This window comes from Cronobacter sp. 153480017-3, from assembly GCF_053627815.1.
Window position 1 is genome coordinate 140,625 of sequence record NZ_JBSEYN010000002.1, and the last position, 14,882, is coordinate 155,506.

Genomic DNA, 14,882 nt, shown 5'->3' on the forward strand with positions numbered 1-14,882 from the left:
TATTTACTCAGTAACGACCTCGTTACCATTAACGATGGTCTTGATGATTTTATAGTCGCGGGTAAAGGCAGTAAGGTTCGCTACTTTGCCCGCTTCAATGCTGCCAAGCCGGTGCGCTACGCCCATGGCGCGAGCCGGATAAAGCGTCGCCATACGCAGCGCTTCGTCCAGCGCGATATTGACATGCTCCACCAGGTTACGCACGCCTTCGATCATGGTCAGCGCCGAGCCGCTCAGGGTGCCGTTTTCATCCACGCACAGGCCGTTGCGGTAGTATATTGTTTTGCCAGCAAAAATGAACTCATCAATATTGGCACCTGCAGGCGCCGTCGCGTCCGTCACCAGACACAGCTTGTCGCCTTTGACTTTTTTCGCCAGACGCACGTTGGCGAAATCGACATGCAGGCCGTCGGCGATAATGCCGCACCAGACATCCGGCTCGTCAAAAATAGCGCCCGTCAGCCCCGGTTCGCGACCAGTAATATAAGGCATGGCGTTGAAAAGATGTGTGGCGAAGCTAATACCCGCGCGGAAGCCTTTTTTCGCTTCTTTAAGCGTCGCGTTGGAGTGCCCGGCGGAAACCACAATGCCGGCAGCGGTCAGTTTTTCGATAACGTCCGGCGCGACGCGTTCCGGCGCGAGGGTGATTTTAGTAATGACGTCGGCGTTTTCGCACAGGAAATCGACCAGCTCTGCGTCCGGCTGGCGCACGAAATCCGGGTTATGCGTGCCTTTTTTAACGATATTCAGCCACGGGCCTTCAAGATGCAGGCCCAGCGCCTGGTTCTGGTGACGCGACAGGTATTCGCGCATCACGCGCACGCCCTGTTTCATCAGCGCGTCGCTACAGGTAATGAGTGTTGGCAGATAGCTGGTGCAGCCCGATTTCTCGTTGGCTTTTTGCATGATTTCCAGCGTTTCAATCGATACCGCTTCAGCGGTGTCGTTAAACTGCACGCCGCCGCAGCCGTTGAGCTGCACGTCGATAAAACCGGGGGCGATAATGGCGCCGCCCATGTCGCGCTGCTCGATACCTGCCGGCAATTCAGCCAGCGGGCAGAGGCGCTCAATCAGGCCATCGGCGATGATAATCGCGTGGTCATCCAGAATGTCGTGGCCGGTGTAAATCCGGCCGTGGGTTAATGCGTACATAATGCCCCCGGTAACCAGTCCTTAAAGATCTTTGATATTTTCAGCTTCGAGCTCGGTGAAGTACTTCAGCGTCTTCACTTTCAGTTCCATTGTGGAAGGCTCATCGCATACGATAACCGCTTTCGGGTGCAGCTGCAGACAGCTAATCGTCCACATATGGTTGACGTTGCCTTCAACCGCCGCCTGCAGCGCCTGCGCCTTAACGTGGCCCAGCACCAGAATCATCACTTCCTGCGCGTCCAGCAGTGTGCCGACGCCCACAGTGAGCGCGTATTTTGGCACCTGATTCACATCGCCGCCAAAGAAACGCGAATTCGCCACACGGGTGTCGTGCGTCAGGGTTTTGATACGCGTGCGGGAAGCCAGAGAAGACGCGGGCTCGTTAAAGGCGATATGACCATCGTTACCGACGCCGCCCATAAAGAGATGAATTTTGCCGTAAGCGCGAATTTTTTCTTCATAGCGGCGGCATTCTGCGTCAATATCCGGCGCGTTGCCATCCAGCAGGTTGATATTTTCTTCGGGAATATCAACGTGGTCGAAGAAATTGCGGTACATGAAGCTGTGATAGCTTTCCGGATGATCTTTTGGCAGGCCAACATATTCATCCATGTTAAAGGTCACAACATGTTTGAAACTGACCTGGCCTGCTTTATGCATCTCAATCAACGCCTTGTACGCTTCAAGCGGCGTGCCGCCAGTCGGCAGACCAAGAACGAAAGGGCGGTCAGCGGTGGGGTTGAAATCGTTAATGCGCTTAACAATATGGCGGGCAGCCCATTTGCCTACCTGCTGCGGCGTAGCCAGCGGAATCAGTCTCATTGTTCACCTCGGAAGTTAGAAAACAGGAGCGGATTAAACGACGCACAGTGTAAGGGTATACCCGTTCGCTGAAAGCGGGAGAAATCCGTCTCGATTTTTTGAATGATAAAATAAGTTTTCGACTCAGGCCATAGGAAAGGAAGCGCAATAACAATATTTGGTGATAAAAATCACAGAAAAGACGCGTTTAATTTGCGAGGCGAATTAATTTTGCAGACACTCTGGGTTGATGCAAAGTGTCGCCGCGTTTCAGAGTTAGTAGCACAATAAAAACACTGCTTAGCTGGAGCCTCATCGGGGTCTCATAGGGGGAAAAAGTGAGTATTTTAGGTTATTTACAACGAGTAGGCCGGGCGCTGATGGTGCCTGTGGCTACGCTGCCTGCGGCAGCCATTCTGATGGGGGTCGGTTACTGGCTTGACCCGACCGGCTGGGGCGGCAGCAATGCGCTTGCGGCTTTCTTCATTCAGTCCGGTTCCGCAATCATCGACAACATGGGCGTGCTGTTTGCGGTCGGCGTCGCATACGGTATGTCAAAAGATAAAGACGGCGCTGCGGCGCTGGCGGGGTTTGTCGGGTTCCTGGTGCTGACGACGCTCTGCTCGCCAGCGGCTGTCGCCATGATTATGAAGATCCCGGCCGATCAGGTGCCTGCCGCCTTCGGTAAAATCAAAAACCAGTTCGTGGGCATTATGGTGGGGATTATTGCCGCCGAACTGTACAACCGCTTTAGCGCCGTTGAGCTGCCGAAAGCGCTGTCCTTCTTCAGCGGCCGCCGTCTGGTCCCGATTCTGACGTCTTTCGTGATGATTGTTGTGGCATTCATCATGATGTACATCTGGCCGGTGGTGTTTGGCGGTCTCGTTGACTTTGGCGAGCAGATCCAGAAGCTCGGTTCAGTCGGCGCGGGCGTTTACGCATTCTTTAACCGTCTGCTGATCCCGGTGGGCCTGCATCACGCCCTGAACTCCGTGTTCTGGTTCGATGTGGCAGGCATTAACGATATCCCGAATTTCCTGGGCGGCGCGCAGTCTATCGAATCCGGTAAAGCCGTGGTCGGTATCACTGGCCGTTATCAGGCGGGCTTCTTCCCGATTATGATGTTCGGCCTGCCGGGCGCGGCGCTGGCGATTTACCACTGCGCGCGTCCTGAAAATAAAGCCAAAGTGCTGGGGATTATGATGGCGGGCGCTTTCGCCGCATTCTTTACCGGCATTACCGAGCCGCTGGAATTCTCCTTTATGTTCGTGGCGCCGGTGCTGTATGTCATTCACGCGGTATTGACGGGTATCTCCGTATTTATCGCGGCGACGATGCACTGGATTGCCGGTTTCGGCTTCAGCGCGGGGCTGGTGGATATGGTGCTGTCGTCCCGTAACCCGCTGGCGACGCACTGGTACATGCTGATTCCTCAGGGGCTGGTCTTCTTCGTCATCTATTACGTGGTGTTCCGCTTTACTATCACTAAATTCAACCTGATGACGCCTGGCCGTGAGCTGGCCGTTGCGGGCAGCGAAGCAGACGGTGTGGACGTTAACGTCAGCGATGAGAAAGATCTCGACGCAGCAGGCCTTGCGCGTCAGTACATCGCGGCGGTGGGCGGCTCCGATAACCTGACGGGTATCGATGCCTGCATCACGCGTCTGCGTCTGAATGTGAAAGATTCCGCGCTGGTGGATGAAGCGATGGCTAAGCGCCTTGGCGCGACGGGCGTGATTCGCCTTAACAAAACCAGCGTGCAAATCATCGTCGGCTTCGTGGCAGAAAAAATCGCTAACGCGATGAAAACCACCGGTCATGTCGATGCCTCTGCGCCAAAAGCGCAGACCGCAGCGCCTGTCGCACCGGCCGTGAAGCCGCAGGCGGTCGCTAACGTAAAAACCATCGCCGCGCTGGTATCGCCGGTGACGGGCGAAGTGGTCGCGCTCGATGCGGTGCCGGATGAAGCCTTCGCCAGCAAAGCGGTCGGTGATGGCGTCGCCATCAAGCCCACCGATAAGCTGGTGGTGGCACCAGCGGCCGGGACTATCGTGAAAATCTTCAACACTAACCATGCCTTCTGCCTGGAAACCGAGAACGGCGCAGAGATCGTGGTGCATATGGGGATTGATACCGTCGCGCTGAACGGCCAGGGCTTTAAACGCCTGGTGGAAGAGGGCGCGCAGGTGACGGCGGGCCAGCCGGTGCTGGAGCTTGATCTGGATTATCTGAACGCCAATGCGCGCTCAATGGTCAGCCCGGTGGTGTGCAGCAACATCGACGATTTCGGCGGTCTGGTTATTCAGGCGCAGGGCGCGGTGGTCGCAGGCCAGAGCGCGCTGTATGAAATTAAAGGCAAGTAATCGCTTCTGAGTCGTTATGCCTGAACGGCGGGGAAACACCCCCGCCGTTTTTTTTTGCCTTTTTTTGGGGCTGGCGCGCACCGCGTAACGCCATGTAGGGTAGCGGTCACTGAGATTAAGGAGAATCACATGCGTCAGGTTATTTTTGTCCTTTTCGCCGCCGTGCTGTTAAGTGGCTGCATCCCGCGCTACGCGACCCACCGGCCCGCGCTTGACGTCGATATACAGAACGAGCAGGGCGAGCCCATTCCTCATGCCACGTTCTGGCTGCAAACGCACCGCATGCCGCCGGGCTATTACCCGCCGCCGGAGAAATTCACCGCAGATAATAACGGCCATGTTTCCGTCTCGCGCGTTTCGGAGTGGGAAAACATGATCTTCTTTCTTCACGGCACGATGATCTATTCCTGGAGCTGGTGCGTTGAGGCGCCAGGCTACCTGCCGCGTGAAGGGGATGTCGAGTCCTTAAGGCCACAAGTCAAATTACTCAAAGCCAGAACGCCCGAGCGTTGTCGGCTGGCGCAGTATGCTGAAGCCCGCCAGTAACATGCGGTGCTGCGCGGCGGGATTTTCTGTAACTAAAGGTTGTTTCCCGCCTCTGCTTATAAGATCATACGCCGTTAAACGATGTTGACGCTTTGAGGAATATGCGATGAGTGAGGCAGAAGCCCGCCCGACTAACTTTATTCGCCAGATTATCGATGAAGATCTGGCGTCTGGAAAACACACCACGATTTGCACCCGCTTTCCGCCGGAGCCGAATGGCTATCTGCACATTGGCCACGCGAAATCTATCTGCCTGAACTTCGGCATCGCGCAGGACTACCACGGCCAGTGCAACCTCCGCTTTGACGACACCAACCCGGTCAAAGAAGATCTGGAATTTGTCGAGTCGATTAAAAATGACGTGCAATGGCTGGGTTTCCACTGGTCTGGCGACGTGCGCTACTCCTCTGACTATTTCGATCAGCTTTATAACTATGCAGTTGAGCTTATCAACCAAGGCCTGGCCTACGTTGACGAACTGTCGCCGGAGCAGATCCGCGAATACCGCGGCACGCTGACCGCGCCTGGCAAAAACAGCCCGTTCCGCGATCGAAGCGTGGAAGAAAACCTGGCGCTGTTCGAGAAAATGCGTGCCGGTGGGTTTGAAGAAGGCAAAGCGTGCCTGCGCGCGAAAATCGATATGGCCTCGCCGTTTATCGTGATGCGTGACCCGGTGCTGTACCGCATTAAGTTCGCCGAGCATCACCAGACCGGCAACAAGTGGTGCATCTACCCGATGTACGACTTTACCCACTGCATCTCCGATGCGCTGGAAGGCATCACCCATTCGCTCTGTACGCTGGAGTTCCAGGACAACCGCCGTCTGTATGACTGGGTACTGGATAACATCACCATTCCGGTTCACCCGCGCCAGTATGAATTCTCGCGCCTGAATCTGGAATATACGGTGATGTCCAAGCGTAAGCTGAATCTGCTGGTCACCGATAAGCACGTCGAAGGCTGGGACGACCCGCGTATGCCGACGATTTCCGGCCTGCGCCGCCGCGGTTATACCGCCGCGTCCATCCGTGAATTCTGCAAGCGTATCGGTGTGACCAAGCAGGATAACACCGTGGAAATGGCGGCGCTGGAAGCCTGCATTCGCGAAGATCTCAACGAGAACGCGCCGCGCGCGATGGCGGTTATCGATCCGGTGAAACTGGTTATCGAAAACTACCCGCAGGGCCACAGCGAAATGGTGTCGATGCCTAACCATCCGAACAAACCGGAAATGGGCAACCGCGACGTACCGTTTAGCGGCGAAATCTGGATCGATCGCGCGGATTTCCGTGAAGAAGCCAACAAGCAGTACAAGCGTCTGGTGCTCGGTAAAGAAGTGCGTCTGCGCAACGCGTATGTGATTAAAGCCGAGCGCGTGGAGAAAGACGACGCGGGTGAAATCACTACCATTTACTGCACCTACGATGCCGAAACGCTGAGCAAAGATCCGGCTGACGGCCGCAAGGTTAAAGGCGTGATCCACTGGGTCAGCGCGGCGCATGCGCTGCCGGTTGAAATTCGTCTCTATGACCGTCTGTTCAGCGTGCCAAACCCGGGTGCGGCGGAAGATTTCCTCACGACCATCAACAAAGACTCGCTGGTCATCAAGCAGGGTTACGCTGAGCCGGGCCTGAAAAATGCTGAAGCGGGTAAAGCCTGGCAGTTTGAGCGTGAAGGTTATTTCTGCCTCGACAGCCGCCATGCAAACGGTGACAAACTGGTGTTCAACCGCACCGTTGGCCTGCGCGATACCTGGGCTAAAATCGGCGAGTAATACCTTGCCTGTTACAAGACGCCGCCTCTGCGCGGCGTTTTTTTTGCCTTTCTATTCAATGCGTTAACAGGATTTAAATATTCGCGACGCGAATTAATCTACATGTTCCCCGTTAAACGCAAACCCGTCATAAAACCTCATGTTGCTATTTTAATCTGCTGATACGCATGAAATCGCTTTCATTTTATAGCTTTAACTAATTCCTCTTCTTTTATCCGCATTAAAATCTGTCTTCTGAAAATGTTTCAAAATGAAAATTATTTTGTGCACTGTGTCATAAAGCCACGAAAATTCAGGGGATTTAGATTGATAATTCGCGTCGCGAAAAATAGTCTTGAGGGGCTGTTTCGGGGGTTCTCCTTCAGCACTTTTATTTTTTTATTTCATTCGTTTTATGCGCCATATGCGCTGCGAATTTTTTTACGTCAAAGAGGAATTTCACATGCGTTCGTTGAGATACAAACGTAGTGGCGTCGCGCTGGCTGTCGCCAGCGTTACCGCACTGGGTGGCCTGTGTAGCCCGCCCGTTCACGCCGCAGGCTTTATTGATGACTCTACATTAACCGGCGGCATCTATTACTGGCAGCGCGAGCGCGACCGTAAAGATGTCGTGGAAGACAAATATAAAACCAACCTCTCACACTCCACCTGGAACGCGAACCTGGATTTCCAGTCAGGATTTGCCGCCGATATGTTCGGGCTCGACATCGCCGCATTCACGGCCATCGAAATGGCGGAAAACGGCGACAGCGGTCACCCGAATGAAATCGCGTTCTCCGCAAGTAACAAAGCCTACGACGAAGACTGGTCCGGCGATAAAAGCGGCATCAGCCTTTATAAAGCTGCCGGTAAATTTAAATATGGCCCGCTCTGGGCGAGGGCTGGCTGGTTGCAGCCCACCGGTCAGACGCTGCTGGCGCCGCACTGGAGCTTTATGCCCGGTACGTATCAAGGGGCTGAAGCGGGCGCGAATTTTGACTACGGCGAGGCGGGCGCGCTGAGCTTCTCGTACATGTGGACCAACGAATATAAATCGCCGTGGCATCTGGAGATGGACAAGTTCTACCAGAACGACAGAACCACGCGGGTCGATTATCTCCACTCGATCGGCGCGAAATACGATTTTAAAAATTCGCTGGTGCTCGAAGCGGCTTTTGGCCAGGCGGAAGGGTACATCGATCAATACTTTGCCAAAGCGAGCTACAACTTCCCGCTTGCGGGCAATCCTCTTTCAACCAGTTATCAGTTCTATGGCGCGCGTGACAAAGCCAGTAACGGCAGCGTCAATGATATTTATGACGGCACCGCGTGGCTCCAGGCGCTGACATTTGGCTATAAAATTGGCCAGGTCGATCTGCGTCTGGAAGGCACCTGGGTGAGCGCTGAAGGGCAGCAGGGCTATTTTCTGCAGCGCATGACGCCCACTTATGCGTCTTCCAACGGACGGCTGGATATCTGGTGGGATAACCGCTCTGATTTTAACGCCGATGGCGAAAAAGCTGTGTTCTTCGGCGCGATGTATGACCTGAAAAACTGGAACCTGCCCGGGTTTGCGCTGGGCGCGTCATACGTTTATGCCTGGGATGCGAAACCCTCCACGCTGCCGACCACTGACGGCTATTACGATCCCAACTACCGCCTCAAAGAATCCGCTTACAGCCTCGATGCGGTTTACACCCTGCAGGACGGCCGTGCCAAAGGCACGATGTTTAAGCTGCATTTCACCCAATACGACAACCATTCCGACATCCCGAGCTACGGCGGCGGTTACGGCAACATCTTCCAGGACGAACGCGACGTGAAATTTATCGTCACGGCGCCGTTCACGATTTTCTGATTGCGCAGGGGCGCGCAGATGCGCCTTTCATCAAGGGCAGTGAAAAGGAGAAGTCGATGAAAAAGTTACAGGTCAGTATGTTAGCGGGAGCGGTGATGGGGCTTTTCACCGGTGCCGGCGCACAGGCGTCAACGACAGATAGCATCAGCCAGTTTGGGATTAATTACACCATTACTGACAACCAGGCCGCGCAGCACGGTACAGACTGCGCCGCGCTTGGCGCTGACTGGGCGTCATGTAATAAAGCCGTCATCACGCTGACCAACCCGGGCGACGCGGTGACCGACAAAAACTGGACTATCTGGTTTCACAGCATTCGCCAGATCCTGAAAATCGATAACGATCAGTTTAAAGTGACCCACGTGATGGGCGATCTCCACAAGCTTGAGCCGACGGACAAATTCACCGGCTTCCCGGCGAAATCGTCGGTGGAGATCCCGATTATCAATGAATACTGGCAACTCTTTATCACCGATGTACTACCGCGCTGGTATGTCACGGCGGATGACGGCGCGCCGAAGGTAATCACCAGTACCGATACCGAAACGCTGACGGATTTTGTCAGCCCGCTGAACGATCAGTGGAAGCGCACGCCGGATGATAAAAATATCCTGATGACCGCCGAAGCGCGGTTTGATAAAAACAGCGATGTCAAAACGCTGAACGCAGAGCGCCTGCGCGGGCAGATCGTGCCCACGCCGCGGCACGTCAAAGTACACGGGCAAAATGTTTCTCTCGAAAAAGGCGTTCAGCTCGATATTGCCGCGCTGGAGAAACCCGCACAGGAGGCGATTTTCGCCCGTTTCGCGCTGCTCGGTATAAAAACTGATGCAGGCTACCCGGTACGCACAGCCATTGCCAGCCACGCCTTTAGTGGTAAAGAGGCGGTATCCGGCGCATATCAACTGCATATTGGCCAAAAAGAGACGACGATTACCGGTTATGACCGCGCGGGCGTCTTTTACGGGCTGCAATCGCTGCTGTCGCTGATCCCGGCTGAGGGCGCGAAGCAAATCGCCACGCTCGATGCGCAGGACGCGCCGCGTTTTGATTATCGCGGCATTCAACTTGATGTGGGACGCAACTTCCACACTAAAGCCGTTGTGCTGCGCCTGCTTGACCAGATGGCGGCCTATAAGCTCAATAAATTCCACTTTCATTTGAGCGATGACGAAGGCTGGCGTATTGAAATACCGGGCTTGCCGGAACTGACCGATGTAGGGGCGAAGCGCTGTCACGATCTCAGCGAAAAAACCTGCCTGCTGCCGCAGCTCGGCTCCGGGCCAGATACGAACAACAACGGCAGCGGCTACTTCACCCGCGCGGATTATATCGAGATTGTGAAATATGCCGCCGCCCGCCAGATAGAAGTGATCCCGGAAGTCGACATGCCCGCACATGCCCGCGCGGCGGTGATTGCGATGGAAGCGCGCTACGACAGGCTGCAGAAAGCGGGTAAAACCGAAGAGGCGAACCAGTATCGCCTGCTCGACCCGAAAGATACGTCCATTACCACTGGCGTGCAGTACTACAACCGCACCGGCTATCTCAATCCGTGCCTCGACTCCTCGCGCCGCTTTGTCGATAAAGTGATTGGCGAGATCCAGCAGATGCACAAAGAGGCCGGACAGCCGCTCACCACCTGGCATTTTGGCGGCGATGAGGCAAAAAATATCTACCTCGGCGCGGGTTATACCGATAAAGCGAAACCGGAAGCCGGGAAGGGGATTATCGATCAGAGCCGTCAGGATAAGCCCTGGGCGCGCTCGCCGGTGTGTCAGAAAATGGTGCAGGACGGTGTCGTCGCTGATGTCGAGCACCTCTCCAGCTATTTTGGCGTGGAAGTGAGCAAACTGGTCAAAGCGCATGGCATCGACACCATGCAGGCGTGGCAGGACGGGCTTAAGGACGCGAAAGACGCGAGCGCTTTCGCCACCTCGCACGTCAACGTCAACTTCTGGGATACGCTCTACTGGGGAGGCTTTGATACAGCGAACGACTGGGCGAATAAAGGTTTCCGCGTGGTGGTTTCTAACCCCGATTACGTCTACCTCGATTTCCCGAACGAAGTGAATCCGGCGGAGAGCGGCTACTACTGGGGCACTCGCTTTAGCGACGAACGTAAGATTTTCAGCTTCGCGCCGGATAACCTCCCGCAAAACGCCGAGACATCGGTCGATCGCGATGGCAACGCGTTCAGCGCTAAGTCGGACAAACCCTGGCCAGGCGCGTATGGTCTCTCGGCGCAGCTCTGGAGCGAAGTGGTGCGTACCGATAAGCAAATGGAGTACATGATGTACCCGCGTCTGTTGGCTGTAGCTGAACGCGCCTGGCATCGCGCGGCCTGGGAGCAGGATTATCAGGCTGGTCGCGAATATAAAGGCGGCGAAACCCATCAGGTGGATGTAAAAGCGCTGCATGATGACTGGACGCGCTTTGCGAACCTGGCGGGCAGCCGTGAGCTGCCGAAGCTTGAAAAAGCGGGCGTGCAATTCCGCCTGCCGGTGCCGGGCGCGCGCATTCACGACGGCGTGTTGCAGATGAACGTCAGTCTGCCAGGTGTCGGCATGGAATACTCGACTGATGGCGGCGCGCACTGGCAGCGCTACGATGATGCGAAGCCGCCACGCGTGACGGGTGCCGTACAGGTACGAAGCGTGAGCAGCGACGGTAAACGTTACAGCCGCGTGGATAACGTACAGCCCTAACGCAATAAAAAGCCAGCCTCCGGGCTGGCTTTCTTATGAGCGGGCGCTCTCTCTACAGCGATTCAGGCAGATGGTGAACCGCAACCAGTTTGCCTTTGCTTATCTCAATATTTTTCGCACCGCGCAACTGAGAAAGGGTTTTCATCACCATGCTGCGGGAAAGATTGGTTTTTTTAACGATATAGTCGGCCACGTTAATCCGGTTACGCATGAACTCATCCATTGTCGCGAGACAATCGATATTCGCTTTAATCATGCTGTAGCTGTTTCGTCCCATCATAATTTCTTCGCGATAGCAAAGCATATTAATAAACCATGAGGACAAAATAAGCAGATGTAACTGGCAGTGATTTTTCTCAATTTCCTGAATGAAATAATCAAAAGGAATTAACTGGTAATGGCATTCGGAATCAGCCTGTAATTTGGCGAATTGAGTTTTGCCTAAATTCCTCGCCAGTCCCAGCACAGAGGGTGCGCTGCTTTTTTCCAGCAACAGCCTGTCACTCTGGCGCATCAGAGAGAACTGACCGCCACGAATGATGCAGATCTCCCCGTCCCGAAGCGGGATCAGCGTATTTTTCTCTGCACGAGACCAGTTGCCGTAGCTATTAAAAATATCCGCAATACGGTAAATCTCAGCAAGCGGTTTAGGGGGTAAGACCATGTTGGTTACCTTAATAAAATAAAATTAAATCGTTGCTGTATCTTAATGGATGCTTTTTTATGGCTGCAATAAGGGGCAGAGAACAGAAAAGGAAAAACAGGGATAATCTCATCTCTAACCGATTGAGTGATAAAGATATTTATCTTTTCTGAATTTCGATTTAAAAAAATATATGTGGTTTAATTAAGCATTGTGCGCTGTATTAAAACACTCTAGTTTTCAAATTTTATCTAAAAAAATACATCTATATTTTTGTTAAAGGGGTTTCAGGCAATAAAAAGGCCGACAAATGTCGGCCTGGGATAATGCAGTATAGCGAGCGTTATTTCCCGCCAGCCTCGTGGGCGTGTTCATTTTCGCGGCAGTCGCCATCGGCGCAGTGACCGTACAGATAGAGGCTGTGGTTGGTCAGGCGGATGCCGTGGCGCGTGGCGATTTCACGCTGACGCGCTTCAATAGAATCATCACTGAATTCGATCACTTTGCCGCAATCGAGGCAAATCAGGTGATCGTGATGATGCTGTTGCGTCAGCTCGAAAACGGATTTACCGCCTTCAAAGTTGTGACGAGTGACGATGCCGGCATCGTCGAACTGGTTAAGTACGCGATAGACCGTGGCAAGGCCAATCTCTTCACCCATGTCAATCAGACGCTTATAGAGGTCTTCCGCACTGACATGATGATTGACCGGTTCCTGCAGCACTTCGAGGATTTTTAATCGAGGAAGCGTGACTTTCAGGCCGGCCTTCTTTAATGCGGTATTGTTGTCAGTCATGCGGAATCTGTCCTGTTGCTTAACGACTCGCTCCGGAAGGGAGCGATACATCGGATACGCCGAAGATGAATGCGTCTCATTATAGAACTGACATGCCTAAATGAAAACCGCAAGCGTCCGGCAAAAAAGGGCTTAAAAATCGTGGGCCAGCCAGCGTTTTTCACGTGGAGAGCCTGATAATTAAGAAAGCCATTGTACAGCGTAGTGAGGGAAAGTTAAAAATTTGTAGCAATTATTTTCATTGCTTTTATCTATCAAACGGCGCGGAACGGTGCCCGCGCCGCTTATCATCAGGCGTTGATGATTTCCTGCAGATGCAGCTCTTCGGACACCTGTTTGACCCATTTTTCAACGCGTTCCGCGGTCAGTTCCGGCTGGCGGTCTTCGTCAATCGCGAGACCAACGAAGTGGTCGTCATCAGCGAGGCCTTTAGAAGCTTCAAAGTGGTAACCTTCGGTCGGCCAGTGGCCAACAATGGTCGCACCGCGCGGCTCGATGATGTCGCGAATGGTGCCCAGCGCGTCGCAGAAATATTCTGCGTAATCTTCCTGGTCGCCGCAGCCGAAAAGCGCCACCAGCTTGCCGTTAAAGTCAATTTCTTCGAGCGTCGGGAAGAAATCGTCCCAGTCGCACTGCGCTTCGCCGTAGTACCAGGTCGGGATGCCAAGCAGAAGAATATCGAATGCTTCCAGATCCTCTTTGCTGCTTTTAGCAATGTCATGCACTTCAGCAACGTCAGTCCCGAGCTGTTTCTGGATAATTTTTGCGATATTTTCGGTATTGCCGGTGTCGCTGCCGAAAAAGATGCCTACGATTGCCATAAGAAGAATAACCTCTTGAATCTAAATGTGATGGTGCTGGCATAACGCCCACAGATAGGGCAATCATAGCAGAACAGAAGAAGGTGCGGAAACGCTATCAGGCGCCGGGTGCACTCTCTGCTACATTGCCCGGTCCTTTTGGGTAAAATTCAGACCAGACCTTACTCCTGCAAGGCTTTCAGCTGCGCAAGCAGCATCGCTTCTATCAGCTCGCTGCGGCTAATATTGCGCGCCTGCGCGAGATGGTTCAGCGCGTCTACCGCGTCGGCGTTCAGCTTCAGCTCCACGCGCTTAAGCCCGCGAACTTTGTCACGCTTAAGCTGGTTGCGCTTATTGATGCGCAGCTGTTCGTCGCGCGACAGCGGATTGGTTTTCGGTCTGCCCGGACGGCGTTCATCCGCGAAGAGATCGAGCGTTGTGCGGTCCGTTTGTTCTTTTGCCATGGTATGAGTATAGACAGGGGAAACAGGCTGCCGTGGCGGAGCCCGGCGGTATTTCAGCGCGCCATCATACATCAGGGAGCGAAGCGCGCCAACGCATCCAGCGCGCGACGGCGCCGGTCGGTCTGTTTTTAATCAGTTTCCAGAAAACGACGAATCGCGCGCAGCACCGCCTGCGGTTTTTCGGCATGCACCCAGTGGCCTGCACCCGCAATCACATGCGCGCGGGCTTTGGGGAACTGTGAGAGCAGCGCTTCGCGGTGCGCTTCTTCCACATAAGGCGACGCGCCGCCGCGAATGAACAGCGCCGGGCCGTGCCAGGCAGGCACCGTTTCCCAGCCGACGATATGCGAATACTGATTCCACAGCACCGGCACATTAAAGCGCCACTCGCCATCGATAAACGATTTCAGCAGAAACTGCACCACGCCTTCCTCGCGGATATGCTGGCGCATAATCTCCGCCGCCTGCTGGCGTGAGGTAACGCCCGCGTCGCTCACCGCGTTCACCGCATTGAATATTTCATCGTGACGGCGCACCTGATAATCCACCGGCGCGATATCAATCGCCACCAGCTTTTCAATGCGCGCCGGCGCGAGGGCGGTCACCGCCATTGCCGCTTTGCCGCCCATTGAATGACCGATAAGAATCACCTTATTCAGCCCCAGCGCATCCAGCGTTTCGAGAATATCCTGCGCCATCGCCGGATAATCCATCGTCTCGCTGCGCCCGGAAAGCCCGTGGTTTCGCAAATCAACCTGCACAACGTCATGATCGGCCACCAGATCGCGAGCCAGCACGCCTAGGTTATCCAGGCTGCCAAACAGCCCGTGAATTAACACAATCGGTGTATTTTGAGTCGGTTGTTGCGCAGATTGCGTGCGGGTATTTAATTTCATGGCAAAGTTCTTTTTTGGCGACTGACAGGTTAGGTTATCATGTTGACCATTCTGCCGCCCGGCTGCAAGGTTCCAGTTAATTCCGACTTTTGCGGCCTTCCT

The 14,882-nt window shown here is 54.2% G+C and carries 12 protein-coding genes; 5 read left to right on the forward strand and 7 right to left on the reverse strand.

Features of this window, described 5'->3' with window-relative positions:
• Positions 1 to 3: 3 nt before the first annotated feature.
• Positions 4 to 1,152 (reverse strand): N-acetylglucosamine-6-phosphate deacetylase, encoded by a 1,149-nt coding sequence (gene nagA, locus ACUW6V_RS05155; protein ID WP_104671635.1) that lies wholly within the window; start codon positions 1,150 to 1,152, stop codon positions 4 to 6.
• A gap of 21 nt (positions 1,153 to 1,173) precedes the next feature.
• Entirely contained in the window at positions 1,174 to 1,974 is an 801-nt protein-coding gene (gene nagB, locus ACUW6V_RS05160; RefSeq protein ID WP_007670385.1) for a glucosamine-6-phosphate deaminase, read from the reverse strand.
• Between the two features lie 317 nt (positions 1,975 to 2,291).
• On the opposite strand from nagB, the gene nagE reads away from it, so the two are divergent.
• The 5 genes from nagE (at position 2,292) to ACUW6V_RS05185 (ending at position 11,181) form a co-directional block, all read left to right on the forward strand.
• Positions 2,292 to 4,316: an N-acetylglucosamine-specific PTS transporter subunit IIBC gene (nagE, locus tag ACUW6V_RS05165; RefSeq protein WP_171964068.1), complete on the forward strand. Its 2,025-nt coding sequence runs from the start codon at positions 2,292 to 2,294 to the stop codon at positions 4,314 to 4,316.
• A gap of 129 nt (positions 4,317 to 4,445) precedes the next feature.
• On the forward strand, positions 4,446 to 4,862 hold the full coding sequence (locus tag ACUW6V_RS05170; RefSeq protein ID WP_012125360.1) for a lipoprotein: 417 nt from the start codon (positions 4,446 to 4,448) through the stop codon (positions 4,860 to 4,862).
• 106 nt (positions 4,863 to 4,968) lie between these two features.
• Positions 4,969 to 6,636 (forward strand): glutamine--tRNA ligase, encoded by a 1,668-nt coding sequence (gene glnS / locus ACUW6V_RS05175; protein ID WP_105578543.1) that lies wholly within the window; start codon positions 4,969 to 4,971, stop codon positions 6,634 to 6,636.
• Between the two features lie 442 nt (positions 6,637 to 7,078).
• Positions 7,079 to 8,473: a chitoporin ChiP gene (chiP, locus tag ACUW6V_RS05180; RefSeq protein WP_007900502.1), complete on the forward strand. Its 1,395-nt coding sequence runs from the start codon at positions 7,079 to 7,081 to the stop codon at positions 8,471 to 8,473.
• 56 nt (positions 8,474 to 8,529) lie between these two features.
• Positions 8,530 to 11,181, forward strand: a complete 2,652-nt coding sequence (locus tag ACUW6V_RS05185) for a beta-N-acetylhexosaminidase (RefSeq protein ID WP_454038089.1) — start codon at positions 8,530 to 8,532, stop codon at positions 11,179 to 11,181.
• Positions 11,182 to 11,233: 52 nt separating this feature from the next.
• Here the strand turns inward: ACUW6V_RS05185 and ACUW6V_RS05190 are convergent, their stop codons facing one another.
• The 5 genes from ACUW6V_RS05190 to ybfF all read right to left on the reverse strand — a co-directional run bounded on the left by ACUW6V_RS05190 (position 11,234) and on the right by ybfF (position 14,780).
• Entirely contained in the window at positions 11,234 to 11,845 is a 612-nt protein-coding gene (locus ACUW6V_RS05190) for a helix-turn-helix domain-containing protein (RefSeq protein WP_007865711.1), read from the reverse strand.
• A gap of 322 nt (positions 11,846 to 12,167) precedes the next feature.
• Complete coding sequence (gene fur / locus ACUW6V_RS05195; protein WP_004387176.1) at positions 12,168 to 12,620, reverse strand: ferric iron uptake transcriptional regulator; 453 nt, start codon at positions 12,618 to 12,620, stop codon at positions 12,168 to 12,170.
• 290 nt (positions 12,621 to 12,910) lie between these two features.
• Entirely contained in the window at positions 12,911 to 13,441 is a 531-nt protein-coding gene (gene fldA, locus ACUW6V_RS05200) for a flavodoxin FldA (protein WP_004387175.1), read from the reverse strand.
• A 161-nt stretch (positions 13,442 to 13,602) separates the two neighbouring features.
• Positions 13,603 to 13,884, reverse strand: coding sequence for a LexA regulated protein (ybfE, locus tag ACUW6V_RS05205; protein WP_004387174.1), 282 nt, complete (start codon positions 13,882 to 13,884; stop codon positions 13,603 to 13,605).
• A gap of 128 nt (positions 13,885 to 14,012) precedes the next feature.
• Positions 14,013 to 14,780 (reverse strand): esterase, encoded by a 768-nt coding sequence (gene ybfF / locus ACUW6V_RS05210; RefSeq protein WP_454038090.1) that lies wholly within the window; start codon positions 14,778 to 14,780, stop codon positions 14,013 to 14,015.
• Positions 14,781 to 14,882 lie beyond the last annotated feature (102 nt).